Source organism: Pseudomonas kielensis (assembly GCF_030505375.1).
Taxonomy (GTDB): domain Bacteria; phylum Pseudomonadota; class Gammaproteobacteria; order Pseudomonadales; family Pseudomonadaceae; genus Aquipseudomonas; species Aquipseudomonas kielensis.
The window spans coordinates 1,066,097-1,084,429 of the sequence record NZ_CP130043.1 but is presented as its reverse complement, the minus strand read 5'-3'; the positions used below and the strand labels follow the sequence as shown (position 1 = coordinate 1,084,429).

Below are 18,333 nucleotides of genomic sequence, written 5' to 3'. Positions count from 1 at the left end.
CATCGGTCCATCACGGTCTGGGACAGCATCGTGGATATCCAGAGCCGATAGATGCCGCCCCTTCGGTCGGAGGCGCACCGAAGGGGGCGGCGTTGCAGGCCTACAGGTAGGCCAATTCGAAGGTTACCGAACCATCAAGGGTGATGTCGTCGGTCAGGGTGAGGCTGTCAGTAGGGTGGATCGTGGTTTTTATCCGCATATCCAGCGTCGCGTTGTTCACCCTGATCGGTGTGGTGTGGTCAGTGGTGGAACTGACCGACCACAGATCATCACGGTAAATTTCTGAGGTGGCTTTCCAGGTTGTCCCCCCATCGATGGAGTAGATCGACTGGGCGCTCACCCCATCCACCAGCGTTTGATCGATATCGAGGTAAAAGTACCCCGGCTTTTCACCGGCGGGCGTTAATGCCATTCCAAAGTAGGTGTAGTCAACCAGGTCCAGATACGGGCGATTGTCGATGACCTTCAGTGCCATCAGTGTTGGCTCGCCACAGGTGACATTCAATTGCAGCGCGCGATCATTCAGTTCAGTGGGTACGGTGGGGTTCAGATCTTTGACCAGGATCTTGCCGTAGTCCACGACACTGCTGCCGGTAAAGCCAGGCGTGCAGGCGTGCGGGGTGATGGTGCCGGTGACGCTCAGGTCAGTGCTCGATGCCGCGAGGGCATAGGGTGCAACGCCGATCAATGCAGTGGCAGCGAGTGCCGCAAAATATTTATGCATGGGATTGAGCGCTTCTTTTCAGTGGTTGTTTTCCATCCCCGGCAAAAACGCCGAGGCTGGGGGGATGCCGAACCACTCGCTCTGATGCCGTGAACGGTTCGGCGTCATACGCTTACAGGTACATCACTTCGAGGGTGATTTCTCCGTTGATGTTTTGCTCGTCAGTCAGCGTCAAACCGTTTGCCGGGGCGATGAAGGTCGTTACAGAAAGCGGTACGCTGAGATCTTTTATCGGGATCGGCGTGCCGAGATCAGAGTGATGAGCGAACGACAGGAGATTGTTTGTAAGTAAGGTGTGCTCATCCTCCCAGCTTGCTCCGCCATCGTATGAGGCAATGGTGGCTACCGACAGCCCATCGGCCACTGGACTCAATAAGCCAAGCTTGATGGCACCCAGTTTTTCGCCAGCCTGGGTGAGTCCTACACCAAAGTAACTCGGCTCATGTTCAGTACCCGCCATGTGATCGATTGCATTCAGTGCGAGTAGGGTCGGCGAGCCACACTCCACGGTCAATTGCAACGTGTTTTTGCCCACTTGTGTGCTGCGGGTTGGGTGAAGGGTATGCGATTGGATTTTCCCAAGGTCTATCTGACCGCCTCCGAGCAGGATTGGCCTGCAGGCTTCCGGGGTGATGGTGCCGGTGACGCTCAGGTCAGTGCTCGATGCCGCGAGGGCATAGGGTGCCAGGCTGATCAGGGCGGTGGCGGAAAGTGCAGCGACGTATCTGTTCAAATTTACTGCTCCAGTTGCTGGTGTGTTCTTGACGAGCCCAACGCACTTCAATGTGTGCAGGCAGCGCCAAGCAGGTTGGGTGTTACAAGTAAACGATTTCGATCGTGCCCGAGCCGTCGAGGTTGACGGCGTTGCTCAGGTCCAGGCTTTCGGTGGGGGCGATGACCGCCTCGACCGTGACGGCGGCGCTCAGGTTCTGGATCGCGACGGGCCCCGAGGTGCTGCCGGCGAGGTCGGTGAACCCCAAGTAGCTGTTTTGAGCGAGTGGAATCGCGCTCGTGCTGGCCGTGCTCCAGGCCGTGCCACCCGTGGTGGAGTCGGTTCGAAATAGCCGCGCATAGCTGTCGGCGCTGGCGCTGCCCGGGTCGAGGGTCAGCGAATACAGGCCGATTTTGTTGTTGCGGCCGTCCACGTCCAGGCCGTAGTAGATTTCGCTGTTGACCGTCGCCGAACCGGCGCGGTTGTCGTGCATGCGCAGGGCGAAATGCGTCGGTGCATCGCAGCCGACCTGCAGGTTCAACCCCTTGGGCGGCAGGCGCGTGCTTTTATCGGTGTTCAGGTCGTTTTTCGACATCCGGCCAAAATCCACCAGGCCACCGTTTGACAGGCTCACATTGCATGCCCCGGGGGCGAAGCTGGCCCGCAAGGCGATTTCCCTGGAGCGCCCGGCCGCGACCGCGTCGAGCAGCCCTGTGGCCTCCCAGACCACCGCGTCGCGCACTTGTGATGCCTGCTCCTGGGCCCAGGCCGTCAGTTCAAGTTGTGCCGAAAAGCTCTGCCCCTTGGCAACGGCACCTGCCCGCACCGGGACGATTGCCTGTTCCGGTCGCCACAGCAGGCTGGACGCCGTGGCTTCCGGTGTCTGACCGGTGGCGGAGACCAGTCCCAGGTCGACCGACTGCCCATCGAGCACCGCATAGCCCACGCGCACGGCGTAGCTGCCCTGGTCGGCCAGACGAAAGCGTTCGGCGGTCGCGGCCATGGCGCGATAGAACAGGGTCATGTCGGTGGGGTGCGAGCAGCTCAGGGTCAGGCTCACGCGGCGTTCGCCTAGCGTGCGTTCAGGCAGGCTGTCGGCGCGGATCGCACGGTTCATCAAGCCGTAATCGAGTACGGGCTGGCTCACGTTGAGCTGACAGTCGTTGGCGTCGGCCCAGGCGTGCGGTGCCATTGTGCTCAGCGATAGAGCGCCAAGGGTCAGAAGCAAGGGGTGGGACAGTTTCATGCAGTGATCCTCAAATCGCTCGGCACTGGGCGGCGGCGGTTTCGTAGTACGCGTCGGTATCGGCCTTGGCCGGCAGTTCGAAGCTCAATTGGCAGCGGTCCATGCCCGGCGCGGTGATCCACAGGGTCGGGGTTTCCAGTACGTTTGGCAGGAACACCACGCCGCCTTCCTGGGCGAGCGTGATGAACTCGCCGTCCTCGGTATTCACCGTGGCGCCACGGGGCAGTGGCGCACCGTTGGCGGTGGTGACCTTGAGCAACGCACGGCGGGTCTGGGTGATGCCGAAGTCGATGTTGTCGACGGCGCCGCGCCCGGCGGTGACTACTGCCAGCCCATTGTGGATATCGAGGTTGCGCGGCAGCGAACGGGTGTCGACTTCCACTGCGCTGCGACCATAGGCCGTCAGTTGCGACACTACCGCGTTGCCTTTGCTGTCGGTCCAGACCGGACCACTGGGGGTCGAGACCTTGATCGAATCGGCATCGCCGACCGACACCAGCGCAAAGGTTTCGCGCACCGGGTAGGGCGTGAACGTCACGCCGTCACCGTGCACTACGGCACCTCCGCGCGCGCCCACCTGATAACTCGAACGCTCGGCATCGGTGCGGGTGTAGTTCAGGTCCAACTGGCTGTAGCGCGGCAACAGCGAAACACCGGCGGTGGTCTGCACTTGCTTGTCACGGGTGTCGTGTTCGACGCCGACCCGGTAGCTCAGTTGATCATTGACCTGCTCGTTCAGGCCGACGCCGCTGCGGTATTCACCGCCGGCATTGCGCACCCAGGTACGCCCCCGGCGGTTTTCACCCAGCGGAATACTCAGGTTCAGATACACGCTGTCATCACTGCTCTGGTTACCGCTGACTTGCCATTGCGCCGAGGCCGACACCGAGACGCCGCCTACATTGGTGCCCCACGAGAGCAGCGCGCGGTTGCTGCTTTGCCCGTCAAACGAGGTCGAACGGCTGAGACTGCCGCTCAAAGCGCCCAGCCCCGGCGGTGACCAGTTCAGCCCCAGCGTTTGCTGGTCGCGATTACGGGAGTGGCTGCGCTCGGACTCGATTTCGGTCACGGCTTGCGACAGATCGCTGTAACCGAACGTGCGGTGCGAGGTGCTGGCATTCACCGACCACTGTTCACCCAGGCGTTGCGACACGCCCAGATCTGCCTGAACACCTTTTGCAGGTTGCCCGACGCGGGTATCGGAGGCTTGCAGGGTGGTCTGGATCTGCGTGCGCTTGCCGGGCTGCAAGCCCAGGCCGGCACCCGCGGCGAGGTAGTCGGTGGCACCGGTGGCGCCGGCACTCAATTGCATCAGCGGGCTCAGTGATCCGCTCCAGCCACCGCTGATCACCCAAGGGGCGTTACCCTGGGTGTCGCCGGTGTTACGTGCCTGGCCGGCGGCCAGGGAAAAACCGGGGGCCGGCAAGCCGACGCCGAGCATGGCCGCGGGGATGGTAAAACGCTGCTCGCTGCCGTCGGTTTCCTTGACCGTGACTTCAACGTCGGAACGACTATCGAGGCGGCGCACGTCGTTTAACGAGAAGGGACCGGCCGGCACCACCGTTGAGTGGATCAGCGAGCCGTTCTGGTGGACTTCCACCTGAGCCTGGCTTCTGGCAATGCCTTCGATGGGCGAGCCTTGGCCTTCGCTTTGCAACGCCTGTTCGGTCATCAACTGCAGGCCAGTGATCTGCGCCCCGGCCAGTACCGGGTTGTAGAGGCTGATCTGGCCTGCCTGCAGCACCGTTTCCTGGCTGGCAAACGTGCGTTGGGCGTAGGCCGCCAGATGAGTGGTGGTCGACACGTCGTTTTGCCAGGTCTGCACCTGGCGGCTGCGCACGATCCAGTCCCCGGCGTTGAAGCCCAGTTCGGTGTTGGCCGACAGGTAGCGACTCGACTGGCCGGCGTTATCGCTGAACAGGCTGTTGACGTCGTAGTTGAGCAACGCGGCGAAGCCACCGGTTTGATAACCCGTGAAGTCCCGGGCCGTTGGACGTATGGCGTCGGTGGGGACGATCAGCTTCACACTGAGGTTTGCCGGGTCTTGTTCGATGGCCATTTGTGGCCAGGTGCCGACGGCATCGAAACAGCGCTGGCCGTCGACCGGGTCAGTCGGGTCCAGCAGGTTGGCGGCATCGAGCAGGGCAAGGTCAAAGCACAGTTCACCTTCGCGATTGAACGCCACATCCACCCGTCCATGGGGCTTGCCGTTAACGACGAGGGTGATCGGGTACTTGCCGGCAGTGAAGCGCGGTGCCTGCAGCAATGAGGTTGCCAGTGCCGGGTCGATACCGCGTTGCGTCAACATTTTCTGGTCGAACGAGGTCGGCAGTGCCGCGCCGCTGAGGTCTTCGGCACGTGCATCGAGCAACAACAGCGCGTTACTCAGTAGCGCCACGGTACTGGCACGCAGCGTCGACAGACGAGCGTTTACAGCCTGTTTTTCAGGCATGGCTTCGCCATCACGGTAGTTGGATACGGTGTTCATGGGTTCACTGAGTGATTGCCGCCGTGCTGGCCTGATCCATTGCCGCTGCTGGCTTGCGTTGGGGACGGTAGCGACCGTCAGCCCGAAAGTTCACGCCTGTTTTCCCTGGGGCGCTGGTTCTAAGGTGGTTCAGGGCTTGAGTGGTGCCTCGAACGGCGGCGCTGAGAAGCCATACACCGTGGCCGGCTGGATGCGTACCTGTTGGGCGGTCTGGCTCGATGCCGCGACGCTGAGCTTTTCGCCCGGCAACACGTAGGCTTTTGGCAACATCGCATTGCCCGATGGCAGCAGTTGTACTTCCTGGGCCAACCGAACGACGTAAGGCGTATCGTTGCTGACGGTCAGTTGGCCGTTGTTCAACGACCATTGCAGGTCGGTCCATGGCGTGCGATTGGGCTTGAGGCCCTTGGGGTGCAAAATCACCGGCAGGTTCTGGCGCACCGTCACACCCACGCGGGCGTTGCCTGTCTCGGCGTGGGCTTTGCCTTGAGGGATGCCTTCAAAGATCACCCGCTTCAGGCGCTGGGTCACCAGGGGTTTTTCCGATTGCAGGATGAAACGGATCAACTGGCTTTTCGAGGCTTCGACCCGGGCCAGCGGTGGGGTCACGAACACTAGCTGCTCGGTGTCCTCGGGGATGTCTTGCAGGGTGATATGCAACAGGGCCAGGTTGGTATCGGTGTTGGTCACGGTCACGGAGGCTTCGCCATCGGCCTCGTTGACAATCACCACCGAGGTGTCGGGGACCATGCCGTCGGCCTGGGCCTGGGCAGCCATCAACAGCGCGAAGCCGCCGAAGCCGGTGTAGATCAAATGGTGTGTGAACTTGAAAATTTTCTTCATGACATGCCTCGTTGATTGATCACGCCGTTGACCGCCAGGTGTGTGCGGTGAACGGTGGAAACAGGGGCGCGCAGGCGATCAGCAGCGCTGTCGCGAGGGCAGGGTAGTGAATGTTCAGTGGGCTTTTCTTAATGGTTGGGTGGGCAACTCACGCCAGGTTCGTTGCCCGGTATTTATTTGAATTACAGGTATACGATTTGCAGGGTGGCTGAGCCGTCGAGTTGTACTTCGTCGGTCAGGGTGAGGCCGTCGGTGGGGTTGATGGAAGGCTTGACGGTGATGTCCATGGTTGCACTTGTAATATCACTAGGGCTAAAGGGAGGCGTCAAACTGCCGACAGCGATCAAGCTCTCACGCAAAATTGCGGTGTTATCGACAATGTTAGACCAGGTATTTCCGCCATCTGCTGATTGAATGAGCCTCGAAGGAACGTCTGCGTTCAGGTTTGTTAAAGTCAGCGTATAGAAGCCGAGCTTCTCACTGCCATTGATTATTCCCAAGCCAAAATGCTCAGGCATTGGGCCCTGCGAATCGCTTCTATTATCAATGGGTTGAATTGCAAATTGAGTAGCGGCGGTACCGCAGCTCACGGTCAGTTCCAGCGTTTGCTCGTCAAGCTGGGTGTTTGTCGTCGCGTTCAAATCTTTCGCAGATATTCTCCTGTAATCAACGACTCCGCCGTTCTCAAGAGTCGGCGTGCAGGCAGCAGGTGTGATGGTGCCGGTGATGGTGAGGTCGGTGCTGGAGGCGGCGAAGACGGAAGTCGTGGCGCCAAGCAACAAGGCCGTAGCCAATATTGTCAGTTGTTTGATCATGGGGGTGTGCTCCTCTCGAAGAGTATTTTGAGGTTAATGTCCAATGCGCAGCGCGATGTTGGGTGGCGGTTGCTCAAAGGAAATGCAATGTATCGATCGAGGTGAGGAGCGCAAATGCAACAAATACGAAAGTACTACTTGGTGTAAAGACAAGTGTTGCAGCATGCGTAGGTTTTCGATTTTTTAAGTGTGCGATTTGCCAAGGTTTCGTAGGGGAATTTAGTTGTATTCGTAGGATTAATCTTATTCTTTGTGCGGGTGTGCTCTCGAGGGCTTGAGGGCTTTGAACTTGCTTGGGGCGAGGGGCATGTCTGGTTGTTGTGGTGTCGTTAAAACAGAGGTACTTTCACGGCATACATTCATGTAGGACAGCTCCCACAATGCGAGTCGTAATCGCTGACGATCATTCCTTTGTTCGCTTAGGAATGCGAACATTCATCAATACCAGCAGTCAATGCGAAGTTGTCGCAGAGGCCGATGGCGTAGACAGCCTGATGAACGTGCTTTCAAACACCCCCTGTGATCTGTTGATCACCGACTTTTCCATGCCGGGTGGGCAGCAGGCTGATGGCCTGAAAATGTTGAACACCCTTCACCGTCTATACCCGGCAATGCCGGTGATTTTGGTGACAATGTTTACCGGCGTGGCCACGGCGAGGGCGGTGCTGGCTCAAGGGGTGATGGGCATCGTCGCGAAAAACACCTCGGCGTCCGAGCTGCCGGCGGCAATCAATGCGGTGAGGCAGGGGCGACGCTACATCAGTGAGTTCCTGCGCGAACGGCTGGACAACGCGGACAACCAGCTGGGGGAATCGCCACTGTCGGTCAAGGAGCTTGAGGTGGTCAGAATGTTGGCCAACGGCATGACCGTCAGCGAAATCGCCCAACAGGTTAAACGCAGCGTGTCGACTATCAGCAAACAGAAAAACATGGCCATGCTCCGCCTGGGCATCCGTACTGACGTCGGGCTTTTTGCCTATGCCCGCGACAGCGGCATGGCCCACTCACCGCATTGATCACTCGGGCCAGGAATTTCTCCCAGAGTTTCGAGAGCGTCCGTGCCGATGCGCACGCGAGGGCTGCCTATTGGATGGCGACCTAGCTGTTCAGTCAGACCGACAACATCGTAGTCAACGACATCCAGGTACATCGGCAGCTTGTTCGGTTGCCTGTATGTGCCGTTCAAAGGCTTGTGGGGCTGGATCTTCGGCGTCATTGCCTGAGTACGATCATCGCCGGCCTCGGTGCTGGGCGGGCGCTGTATATGCAGGGCGGCAGTGAGGGAATTAGCCATGACTGGAATCTCTAAATAGATGAGTTCCAGGATTACCGAGCCATCAATGAACACGTCTTGACTCAAGTCCAGCGTCGAGGTCGGTGCGATGATCGCCTGCTGGAGGATCCGGCTGGACAAGTTCCGGATCGCAATGGGCCCTGCGGTGCTGGCTGGCACATCGGTCAAACCCGGATAACTTCGTGCAGCGTTCGGTGTGGGGCATCGGGATGCCTCCATGCCCGCTCTCCGGTGGTGGAGTCGGCTCGATACACTTGAGACAGAGCCCCCACTGCGCTGTTTCGAGAGTCGAAACGCAGCGAATTCAAACCAACGCCATTTTCCGCAGCCCATGAGCGTAATAGCTCCCCAGGTACAGATGTCCGGGGGAGCCGAATGTCACCAAATCTAGCCACGACAAACCACGACGCTTTCGTTATGCCAGGTGTGGCGACTGTCCGAGGGATTATCTGTGTTTTTGTTATGGTCTCGGCAATTGGATTGTGCGGGCTAAAACTGCAAATTACAGGTAGACCATCTCGATTGTGGCGGAGCCATCAATGGTTACTTCATTAGTCAGGTCCAGATTTTTCTTTGCATCAATGTGTGCATGAACCCTCAGTTCTGCACTCAATTCCTTGACCTCAATAGGTAGATTCGGGCCACCCAATGATGCGGCAGAGACATATTCATCCGGAGCCAAATATGCGTTGGATGGTATTGGCCTCCAAGTTGCTCCAGAGTTCGAGGATATGATCGCTGCAACGGCGGCGGTATCGGCATGGAGGGGGATGAACTGCATGCTGGCGTAGCCTATTTTTTGATTGCCGTTTATCAAGCCCAAACCGAGAGCTCTTGAAGTGGTCGATGTTCCTGACTGGTTATCCACGACATTTAGAGCGATCAGGCTTTTTTCATCGCAGGTTACGTCAAGTTGAAAATCAGCTCTACCGACCGAGGTGGGCAAGTCCTCATTAAGGTCGTTCACTGAAATTTTTCCTAGATCGAAGATGCCGCCTTTAGATATTGTCAGATCGCATGCATTCGGTGTGATCAGTCCCTTAACTGTCAGGTCAGTGCTGCTGGCTGCGGATACAGAAGTGCTAGCCGTGACGATCAGGGTCGCAATGAGTTTGGAGGTGAAGCTTTTCATGGTAGGTCCCTCTAGTTGGTAAGTGCGACAATTAAAAGCGCTTGGAGGTTGAGTTCGTGTTCAATACTTAAACTCGTCGATTTAGTTTTATGTAGCGCCGCCGCAGAAGCCACTCGGCGGAATTTCGTCGAGTGAGGCGCAATTTAGCGAGCAGGTGGAGAGGGAGGAATGCAACTAGTACGAAAGCTGGCGGGTGTGGGAGGGAGGAGTGTTACAGACTACGTAGCGTTTTCCAACGAATAGCCCTTTGATTGAAGTTCGCTGACGTAGTTTTTACGATGAAGTATGGGAGTCGTCTGTTTTTCAGGTGGGCAAAAGAGTTAATCCGTTGAATACGTGAGGTTGTGACCTCAGAGGCTTTTTCGGGGCGTTGTGGAATGGATAGGAAGGGCGTTATTTTCCGCGCCTTTGCGCCTCAAGTAGGAAGTATCCCGCAGTGCGAGTCGTAATTGCTGACAGACTGCTCTGTCGTTCGTGTCGGCTGCGCATACTCATCAACGCCAGCAGGCGATGCGTGATCGTCGGTGAGGCTGACAATGCCGACAGCGCAATGACGTATTGAAATGACGTGAACAGTCCCCGCGTTGTTTTCGTCATGAATGCAGATAGTGTTCGATGCATTTACAGACTATCGTGCAGGCAATCTTTTGAAGCCATTATGCAAGTCCAGGGGGACCCGCAAATGAGTGACGCCCATAGCGCCTTGATCACCCGTTTCTATCAGGCTTTCCAACGCCTCGATGCCGAAGCGATGGCGGCCTGCTACACCGATGATGTGGTCTTCAGCGATCCGGCGTTTGGCGAGTTGCGCGGCCGCGATGCCAGCGATATGTGGCGCATGCTGACCACCCGGGCCAAGGACTTTTCCCTGACCTTCGACAGCGTGCAAGCCGATGAGCGTAGCGGCAGCGCACACTGGGTTGCCCGCTACCTGTTCAGCCAGACCGGCAACACCGTGGTCAACGATATCCAGGCGCGCTTCGTCTTGCGTGACGGCAAGATTTGCGAGCATCACGACAGCTTCGATCTGTGGAAGTGGTCGCGTCAGGCGTTGGGTTTCAAAGGCCTGCTGCTCGGTTGGACGCCGTTGGTGAGCAACGCTGTTCGTGCCCAGGCCTTGAAGGGGCTGAGGGCATTCCAGGCCAGCCGCTGATAAGATCGCGGCTTGTTTCCCTTTCAAGCACAGATCGCTCCGTGAACACCCCCAGCGAAAACCCTGTCGACACTGCCATTGCGGTGAGCAAACCCTGGTTCGTCTATCTCGTGCGCGCGGCCAATGGTTCGCTCTACTGCGGGATCAGCGACGATCCCGTGCGCCGATTCGCCAAGCATCAAAGCGGCAAAGGAGCGCGCTTCTTCCTGTCCAGTCCGGCCATGGCGCTGGTCTATACCGAAGTCTGTCGCGACAAGAGCGAAGCATTGCGCCAGGAGCGCCTGATCAAAAAGCTCAAGAAAAGCGCCAAGGAATGCCTGGTGGCCAGCGCCGCCGCAGGCTTATCACTTTGACTGATCAGGTCCTATCAGGCAGATCTGTAGGCTGCTAACCGATTGCGCGCTAAGCTGCGACTTCCTATTCGTGCGGCGGAGCCGAGCATGTCCGAGTTGATCCTGCATCATTACCCGACGTCCCCATTTGCCGAAAAGGCGCGATTGCTGCTGGGCTTCAAGGGGCTGTCCTGGCGCTCGGTGAAGATCTCACCGGTGATGCCAAAACCCGATCTGACCGCGTTGACCGGTGGCTATCGCAAGACCCCGGTGCTGCAAATCGGCGCGGATATCTATTGCGACACTTCGTTGATCGCCCGTCGCCTGGAGCAGGAAAAAGCCCTGCCGGCGTTCTTCCCGGAAGGCCAGGAAATGATCGCCGCCAGCTTCGCCAGTTGGGCCGACTCGGTGGTGTTCCAGCATGCGGTCAGCCTGGTGTTCCAGCCGGAGTCGATCGCGGTGCGCTTCGGCAATTTGCCGCCGGAAGCGATCAAGGCCTTTATCGCCGACCGCGCCGGGCTGTTCAGCGGTGGCAGTGCGACACGCCTGTCGGCGGAGCAAGCCAGGCATCAATGGCCGACGATCATGTCGCGGTTGGAGCAGCAGCTGCAGCGTGAGCAGGGTGATTACCTGTTCGGCGAGCCGTCGATTGCCGACTTCGCCCTGGCGCATTCGCTATGGTTTCTGAAAGCGACGCCGGTCACCGCGCCACTGGTCGATGCTTACCCGGCGGTTACCGCGTGGCATGCCCGTGTGTTGGGTTTCGGCCATGGCGCCTCAAGCGAGATGAGCGCCGAAGAAGCGCTGCAGGTGGCGCGAACGTCCGTTCCGGCGGCATTGCCGGACGAGCAGTTCGATGAGCCAAACGGGTTCAAGGCCGGCCAACAGGTGGTGATCGCGGCCACGGATTATGGCGTTGATCCGGTGGCGGGTGAGTTGTTGTTTGCCGGTCGCGAAGAACTGATCCTGCGCCGCGAAGACCCGCGTGCTGGGGTGGTGCATGTGCACTTCCCACGGTTCGGGTTCCGCATCGAGGCTTGCTGACCGCGGGAAAGGATCGCCGCCTGCGGTGCAGGGGGCAATCTTCTGAGGGGGGTTACTTCAACGCCGCCAGAATCGCTTCGGGCTCATAGCCGCGAATCAGCGTGCCGTTCACGTCCAGCACCGGAATGCCGCGCCCGCCCAGGGCCTCATAGGCCTTGCGCGCCTCGGCATCCTTTTCGATGTCGTATTCCTTGAACGGTATGCCCTTCTGGTCAAGGAAGCGCCGGGTCAGCTTGCAGTAGCCGCACCAGTCGGTGGCGTAGAGCACCACCCGGGCGTTGGCCCGGACCTGCTCGGCGACCCCCTGCGAGGGGTTGAACAACCGCTCGATCTTGCCCCAGTTCTGATAGACCACCAGCACCAGCACAATCAGCAGGACCTTCTTCAGTGCGCCTGCGAGCATCAGTTGCGACGCTTGAGCTGGTCGGTGAGGGAGGTCGGCAGGCCCTTGATGACCAGGGTGCCGGCTTCTTCGTCATACTCGATCTTGGAGCCCAGCAGGTGCGCTTCGAAGCTGATGGACAGGCCTTCGGCGCGACCGGTGAATCGGCGGAATTGGTTGAGGGTGCGTTTGTCCGCCGGGATCTCCGGCGACAGGCCGTAGTCCTTGTTGCGGATGTGGTCGTAGAAGGCTTTCGGGCGTTCTTCGTCGATCAGTTCCGACAGCTCCTCCAGGCCCATGGGCTCACCCAGTTTGGCCTGGCTGCTGGCGTAGTCGACCAGGGTCTTGGTCTTCTCGCGGGCGGAGTCTTCCGGCAGGTCTTCGCTTTCGACGAAGTCGCTGAAGGCCTTGAGCAGGGTGCGGGTTTCGCCCGGGCCGTCGACGCCTTCCTGGCAGCCGATGAAGTCGCGGAAGTACTCCGACACCTTCTTCCCATTCTTGCCTTTGATGAACGAAATGTACTGCTTGGACTGTTTGTTGTTCTGCCACTCGGAGAGATTGATCCGTGCGGCCAGGTGCAACTGGCCCAGGTCCAGGTGCCGGGACGGGGTCACGTCGAGCTGGTCGGTCACGGCCACCCCTTCACTGTGGTGCAGCAGGGCAATGGCCAGGTAGTCGGTCATGCCTTGCTGGTAGTGGGCGAACAGGACGTGGCCGCCGGTCGACAGGTTGGACTCCTCCATCAGCTTTTGCAGGTGCTCCACGGCAATCCGGCTGAAGGCGGTGAAGTCCTTGCCGCCATCGAGGTACTCCTTCAGCCAGCCGCTGAACGGATGTGCGCCGGACTCGGCGTGGAACAAACCCCAGGCCTTGCCTTGCTTGGCGTTGTAGCTCTCGTTGAGGTCGGCGAGCATGTTCTCGATGGCGGCGGATTCGGCCAGCTCCGAGTCGCGGGCGTGCAGAACTGCGGGTGTGCCGTCGGGTTTTTTGTCGATCAGGTGGACGATGCAATGGCGGATCGGCATGGGCTTCTCGGCTGTATGAATGGTGGAGGGCGTGCTCCCCCGAAAAAGTGCCCAGTGTACCGCACCTGCTGGTTTTGGCGGTGCTCGAAGGGACTGGGAGGCAGGTCATCCCGGGCTTATGCGCTTTTTTGCGGATTTAGAGCAATAAAGCTGACCAAATGGGTAGGTAGAGGCGGATATTTCCCCGTCTCTGTGCTAGTTTTGCCCGGTCTTACGCGAAGTCACTGCGTTAAGCGTGCATTCAGCATTTGTCAGGTCGAACCAAACCCTGATTTCGGTATCTATAACCCCGACCCGTCGGTGTTGTAGCCGAGGGTGCCAGATCCAGAAGATCGGGCTCGATGGCTGACACTGCACTCTGCAATCCATATGAATTTGATAGGGAAGGAACACTACATGGCTCTTACTAAAGACCAACTGATCGCCGATATCGCTGAAGCTATCGACGCGCCTAAAACCACTGCGCGTAACGCTCTGGACCAACTGGGCCAAATCGTTGCTGATCAACTGGAAAACGGCGGTGAAATCACCCTGCCAGGTATCGGTAAGCTGAAAGTGACCGAGCGTCCTGCCCGTACCGGCCGCAACCCTTCGACTGGCGCTGCCATCGAAATCGCTGCCAAGAAAGTTATCAAGCTGGTTGTGGCTAAAGGCCTGACCGACGCTGTTAACAAGTAAGACGCATAAAAAAGAGCCGCGCCTCGGAGCAATCCGGGCGCGGCTTTTTTGTGCCTGAAATACGGTGTCAGGCGAAACTCAGCTTTTGCGAACCCAGCGCTCGCGCCAGACTTGCTGCTCGGATTTGGTCTGGAAGGTCCAGGCGACAAAGCGGCTTTGTTTCTGCCCCTGAGACATCTCCACGACCTGGCTCTCCAGCACACCGGCCTTTTTCAGCGCGGTCTGGATGGCGGGCAGGTTTGACGCTTTCGAGACCAGGGTACTGAACCACAGCACCTTGTGTTGAAAGTGCGCGCTTTCGGCGATCAGTTGCGTCACGAACCGCGCTTCACCGCCTTCACACCACAACTCGGCGGATTGTCCGCCAAAGTTCAGTACCGGCAGTTTGCGTTTCGGGTCGGCACGGCCCAGGGCGCGCCATTTACGCTCGCTGCCCTTGGTCGCCTCGTCCATCGAGGCATGGAACGGCGGGTTGCACATGGTCAGGTCAAAACGCTCGCCCGGTTCCAGCAAGCCCAGCAGGATGTGCTTGGGGTTGCTTTGCTGGCGCAGCTGGATGGCTTTGTTGAGGCCGTTGGACTGCACAATGGCTTTGGCTGCCGCCACGGCGGTCGGATCGATTTCCGAGCCGAGGAAGTGCCAGCGGTAGTCGCTGTAGCCGATCAGCGGATAGACGCAGTTGGCGCCCATGCCGATGTCGAGCACCTTGACCGGTGCGCCGCGAGGGATCTCACCGTCGTTGACGCTGGCCAGCAGGTCGGCCAGAAAGTGCACGTAATCGGCACGCCCCGGAACCGGTGGGCACAGGTAGTCGGCCGGGATGTCCCAATGGGCGATGCCATAGAACGACTTGAGCAATGCCCGGTTGAACACCCGCACCGCATCCGGGCTTGCGAAGTCGATGCTCTCTTTGCCATAGGGGTTGATGATCACGAACTGCGCCAGTTCCGGCGTGGTCTTGATCAGCGCCGGGAAGTCGTAACGGCCCTGGTGGCGGTTGCGCGGGTGCAGGCTGGCCTTTTCGCGGGGCTCCACGGCTTTGGCCGGGGTCGCGGAATCAGGCTTTTTGCGCGCAGGGCGGGGTGTGCGGGGGGTGGTCATGGGCGTAGTCGATTCGGGTGTGGCTGAAAGAGACGGGCATTGTCCCACATCCAGGCGCTGTGAACCCATTTTCGCCAACAACGAGGATCCCTGCGGGAGCGGGCTCTGGGGGCGGGCACAAAAAAGGGAGGCCGTTGCGGGCCTCCCTTGTTATTGCAGTTTGCCGTTACAGGCTGGCAATCCGCGCGTGTTGCTCGGCCAGCTTGCCCAGAGCCTGTTCGGCTTCGGCCAGTTTGGCGCGTTCTTTCTCGATGACTTCGGCTGGGGCCTTGTCGACGAAACCGGCGTTGGACAGCTTGCCGCCGACACGCTGCACTTCACCTTGCAGACGCTGGATTTCCTTGTCCAGACGGGCGAGTTCCGCACCCTTGTCGATCAGGCCGGCCATTGGCACCAGCACTTCCATCTCGCCGACCAGGGCGGTGGCCGACAATGGCGCTTCTTCGCCGGCTGCCAGCACGGTGATGGACTCAAGCTTGGCCAGCTTTTTCAGCAGGACTTCGTTCTCGCTCAGGCGACGCTGGTCTTCGGCGCTGACGTTCTTGAGGAAGATCGGCAGGGGTTTGCCCGGGCCGATGTTCATCTCGCCGCGAATGTTGCGCGTACCCAGCATCAGGCCCTTGAGCCATTCGATGTCGTCTTCGGCCGCCTGGTCGATGCGTGCTTCGTTGGCCACTGGCCAAGGTTGCAGCATGATGGTCTTGCCGTCGATGCCCGCCAGCGGTGCGATGCGCTGCCAGATTTCTTCGGTGATGAACGGCATGAACGGGTGCGCCAGGCGCAGTGCCACTTCCAGTACGCGCACCAGGGTGCGACGGGTGCCGCGCTGGCGTTCGATCGGGCCGTTTTCGTCCCACAGCACGGGCTTGGACAATTCCAGGTACCAGTCGCAGTACTGGTTCCAGATGAACTCGTACAGGGCCTGGGCGGCCAGGTCGAAGCGGAACTGGTCGAGTTGGCGGGTCACTTCGGCTTCGGTGCGCTGCAGCTGGGAGATGATCCAGCGATCGGCCAGCGACAGCTCGTAGGCTTCGCCGTTCTGGCCGCAGTCTTCGCCCTTGTCCAGCACGTAGCGCGCAGCGTTCCAGATCTTGTTGCAGAAGTTGCGATAGCCTTCGACGCGGCCCATGTCGAACTTGATGTCGCGGCCGGTGGACGCCAGCGAGCAGAAGGTGAAGCGCAGGGCGTCGGTGCCGTAGCTGGCAATGCCGTCGGCGAACTCGTCGCGGGTCTGCTTCTCGATCTTTTTCGCCAGTTTCGGCTGCATCAGGCCGCTGGTACGTTTTTGCACCAGGGTTTCCAGGTCGATGCCGTCGATGATGTCCAGTGGGTCAAGGACGTTGCCCTTGGACTTGGACATCTTCTGGCCTTGGCCGTCGCGCACCAGGCCGTGTACGTACACGGTCTTGAACGGTACCTGGGGCGTGCCGTCTTCGTTCTTCACCAAGTGCATGGTGAGCATGATCATCCGGGCAACCCAGAAGAAAATGATGTCGAAGCCGGTCACCAGGACGTCGGTGGAGTGGAACTTCTTGAGGAATTCGGTCTGTTGCGGCCAGCCGAGGGTGGAGAAGGTCCACAGGCCCGAGCTGAACCAGGTATCGAGGACGTCGTTGTCCTGCTGCAGGGCAACGTCTGGTCCCAGGTTGTGCTTGGCACGCACTTCGGCTTCGTCGCGACCGACGTAGACTTTGCCCGACTCGTCGTACCAGGCCGGGATCCGGTGGCCCCACCACAGCTGACGGCTGATGCACCAGTCCTGGATGTCGCGCATCCACGAGAAGTACATGTTTTCGTACTGTTTGGGTACGAACTGGATGCGGCCGTCTTCCACGGCGGCAATCGCAGGCTCGGCCAGCGGCTTGGTGGACACGTACCACTGGTCGGTCAGCCACGGTTCGATGATGGTGCCGGAGCGGTCGCCCTTGGGTACTTTCAGGCCGTGATCGTCAACGCTGACCAGCAGGCCGGCGGCGTCGAACGCTGCGACGATCTGCTTGCGTGCTTCAAAACGGTCGAGGCCGGCGTACTCGGCCGGGATCTTGCCGTCGATGCTTTCGTTGAGCGTGCCGTCGAGGTTGAACACCTGGCAGGCAGGCAGCACCGCGGCGTTCTTGTCGAAAATGTTGAGCAGCGGCAGGTTGTGACGCTTGCCGACTTCGTAGTCGTTGAAATCGTGGGCCGGGGTGATTTTCACGCAGCCGGTGCCGAACTCGGGATCACAGTAATCGTCAGCGATGATCGGGATGCGGCGGCCAACCAGCGGCAGCTCGACGAATTGGCCGATCAGGGCCTTGTAGCGTTCATCGTTCGGGTTAACGGCCACGGCGGCGTCGCCGAGCATGGTTTCCGGGCGAGTGGTCGCGACGATCAGGTAATCGTTGCCTTCAGCGGTCTTGGCGCCGTCGGCCAGCGGGTATTTAAGGTTCCACAGGAAACCTTTCTCGTCGTGGTTTTCCACTTCGAGGTCGGAAATCGCCGTGTGAAGCTTGGTGTCCCAGTTGACCAGGCGCTTGCCGCGGTAGATCAGGCCATCTTCGTGCAGGCGTACGAATGCTTCCTTGACCGCTTCCGAGAGACCGTCGTCCATGGTGAAGCGCTCGCGGCTCCAGTCCACCGACGAGCCGAGGCGACGGATCTGACGGCTGATATTGCCGCCGGACTCATCTTTCCATTCCCAGACCTTTTCCAGGAATTTCTCGCGACCCAGGTCGTGGCGGCTCTGGCCTTTGGCTTCGAGCTGACGCTCCACCAGCATCTGGGTGGCGATACCGGCGTGGTCGGTGCCCGGCTGCCACAGGGTGTTACGGCCCTGCATGCGGCGGAAACGGATCAGCGCGTCCATGATCGCGTTGTTGAAACCGTGACCCATGTGCAGGCTGCCGGTGACGTTCGGCGGCGGAATCATGATGGTGTAGGAATCGCCCGCGCCTTGCGGGGCGAAGTAGTTCTCGGACTCCCAGGTGTTGTACCAGGAAGTTTCAATGGCGTGCGGCTGGTAGGTCTTATCCATGCGCGGCGGGACCCTATTGGCATTTATTCAGGAAAAGCCGGCAAGTATAGCGGGGATGTCGCCTGGGGCGTAGAGCGAGCTGATGGCAGGAGGGAGAAATCTCCGTTTTTTTCCAGGGGCGGTCGAGGTGCGCCGCGTTCATGCGCAGAGACTAATGGCCATTTTGCGTGAGTGTTCAGTGAGCGTTCAGTGAGTGTCAGATATAGGAAGAAGTTTCCGTTGTAGATAAGGAAATTCCCTACACGCTTGCCTGTTTTAGTCGGGGCGGCATGTAAGTAGTATCCGCGCAGGTTCACGGAAGTTGGTTGTTGTGTACCTCGGTTGTAATCTCTAAGTTTATATAGCCACATG

At 59.4% G+C, this 18,333-nt stretch carries 16 protein-coding genes and 1 pseudogene; 5 read left to right on the top strand and 12 right to left on the bottom strand.

Going from position 1 to position 18,333, the window contains the following annotated elements; translation table 11 throughout:
• Positions 1-100 precede the first annotated feature (100 nt).
• From Q1W70_RS05375 to Q1W70_RS05350, 6 genes and pseudogenes are all read right to left on the bottom strand, one after another.
• A pseudogene (locus Q1W70_RS05375) lies at positions 101-643 on the bottom strand (DUF1120 domain-containing protein); the annotation flags it as partial.
• Between the two features lie 193 nt (positions 644-836).
• Positions 837-1,457, bottom strand: a complete 621-nt coding sequence (locus Q1W70_RS05370; protein ID WP_302098661.1) for a DUF1120 domain-containing protein — start codon at positions 1,455-1,457, stop codon at positions 837-839.
• 82 nt (positions 1,458-1,539) lie between these two features.
• Positions 1,540-2,682, bottom strand: a complete 1,143-nt coding sequence (locus Q1W70_RS05365) for a DUF1120 domain-containing protein (protein WP_302098660.1) — start codon at positions 2,680-2,682, stop codon at positions 1,540-1,542.
• A gap of 10 nt (positions 2,683-2,692) precedes the next feature.
• Complete coding sequence (locus Q1W70_RS05360; protein ID WP_302098659.1) at positions 2,693-5,170, bottom strand: fimbria/pilus outer membrane usher protein; 2,478 nt, start codon at positions 5,168-5,170, stop codon at positions 2,693-2,695.
• A gap of 129 nt (positions 5,171-5,299) precedes the next feature.
• Positions 5,300-6,013 (bottom strand): fimbria/pilus chaperone family protein, encoded by a 714-nt coding sequence (locus Q1W70_RS05355; protein ID WP_436799877.1) that lies wholly within the window; start codon positions 6,011-6,013, stop codon positions 5,300-5,302.
• A gap of 182 nt (positions 6,014-6,195) precedes the next feature.
• A complete protein-coding gene (locus tag Q1W70_RS05350) occupies positions 6,196-6,828 on the bottom strand; it encodes a DUF1120 domain-containing protein (RefSeq protein ID WP_166588655.1) in 633 nt (210 codons plus the stop codon).
• Positions 6,829-7,208: 380 nt separating this feature from the next.
• Here Q1W70_RS05350 and Q1W70_RS05345 point away from each other — a divergent pair, with 380 nt between their 5' ends.
• On the top strand, positions 7,209-7,844 hold the full coding sequence (locus tag Q1W70_RS05345) for a response regulator (protein ID WP_166588797.1): 636 nt from the start codon (positions 7,209-7,211) through the stop codon (positions 7,842-7,844).
• Here Q1W70_RS05345 and Q1W70_RS05340 read toward each other — a convergent pair.
• Both Q1W70_RS05340 and Q1W70_RS05335 read right to left on the bottom strand, forming a co-directional pair.
• Complete coding sequence (locus Q1W70_RS05340) at positions 7,805-8,341, bottom strand: hypothetical protein (RefSeq protein WP_302098658.1); 537 nt, start codon at positions 8,339-8,341, stop codon at positions 7,805-7,807. The genes Q1W70_RS05345 and Q1W70_RS05340 overlap by 40 nt on opposite strands.
• A gap of 283 nt (positions 8,342-8,624) precedes the next feature.
• A complete protein-coding gene (locus Q1W70_RS05335; protein WP_166588653.1) occupies positions 8,625-9,254 on the bottom strand; it encodes a DUF1120 domain-containing protein in 630 nt (209 codons plus the stop codon).
• A gap of 682 nt (positions 9,255-9,936) precedes the next feature.
• Between Q1W70_RS05335 and Q1W70_RS05330 the strand changes: the two genes are divergently transcribed.
• From Q1W70_RS05330 to Q1W70_RS05320, 3 genes are all read left to right on the top strand, one after another.
• A complete protein-coding gene (locus Q1W70_RS05330) occupies positions 9,937-10,407 on the top strand; it encodes a nuclear transport factor 2 family protein (RefSeq protein WP_166588652.1) in 471 nt (156 codons plus the stop codon).
• Positions 10,408-10,448: 41 nt separating this feature from the next.
• Positions 10,449-10,760: a GIY-YIG nuclease family protein gene (locus tag Q1W70_RS05325; protein WP_166588651.1), complete on the top strand. Its 312-nt coding sequence runs from the start codon at positions 10,449-10,451 to the stop codon at positions 10,758-10,760.
• Between the two features lie 87 nt (positions 10,761-10,847).
• Positions 10,848-11,783 carry a glutathione S-transferase family protein gene (locus Q1W70_RS05320; RefSeq protein WP_185818260.1) on the top strand — a complete coding sequence of 312 codons (936 nt, stop codon included), beginning with the start codon at positions 10,848-10,850 and terminating at the stop codon, positions 11,781-11,783.
• 52 nt (positions 11,784-11,835) lie between these two features.
• Here the strand turns inward: Q1W70_RS05320 and Q1W70_RS05315 are convergent, their stop codons facing one another.
• Positions 11,836-12,186 carry a glutaredoxin family protein gene (locus Q1W70_RS05315; RefSeq protein ID WP_166588649.1) on the bottom strand — a complete coding sequence of 117 codons (351 nt, stop codon included), beginning with the start codon at positions 12,184-12,186 and terminating at the stop codon, positions 11,836-11,838.
• Positions 12,186-13,190: a nucleoid-associated protein YejK gene (gene yejK / locus Q1W70_RS05310; RefSeq protein ID WP_166588648.1), complete on the bottom strand. Its 1,005-nt coding sequence runs from the start codon at positions 13,188-13,190 to the stop codon at positions 12,186-12,188. The genes Q1W70_RS05315 and yejK overlap by 1 nt, the downstream gene beginning before the upstream one ends.
• A 396-nt stretch (positions 13,191-13,586) precedes the next feature.
• Between yejK and Q1W70_RS05305 the strand changes: the two genes are divergently transcribed.
• Entirely contained in the window at positions 13,587-13,868 is a 282-nt protein-coding gene (locus tag Q1W70_RS05305; RefSeq protein WP_007905514.1) for an HU family DNA-binding protein, read from the top strand.
• A 78-nt stretch (positions 13,869-13,946) separates the two neighbouring features.
• Here the strand turns inward: Q1W70_RS05305 and rlmF are convergent, their stop codons facing one another.
• Together rlmF and Q1W70_RS05295 are read right to left on the bottom strand one after the other, a co-directional pair.
• On the bottom strand, positions 13,947-14,969 hold the full coding sequence (gene rlmF, locus Q1W70_RS05300; protein WP_166588647.1) for a 23S rRNA (adenine(1618)-N(6))-methyltransferase RlmF: 1,023 nt from the start codon (positions 14,967-14,969) through the stop codon (positions 13,947-13,949).
• A gap of 166 nt (positions 14,970-15,135) precedes the next feature.
• The gene (locus tag Q1W70_RS05295) at positions 15,136-17,982 is read right to left on the bottom strand and encodes a valine--tRNA ligase (RefSeq protein WP_185818261.1); all 2,847 of its coding nucleotides are present in this window, start codon (positions 17,980-17,982) and stop codon (positions 15,136-15,138) included.
• Positions 17,983-18,333 lie beyond the last annotated feature (351 nt).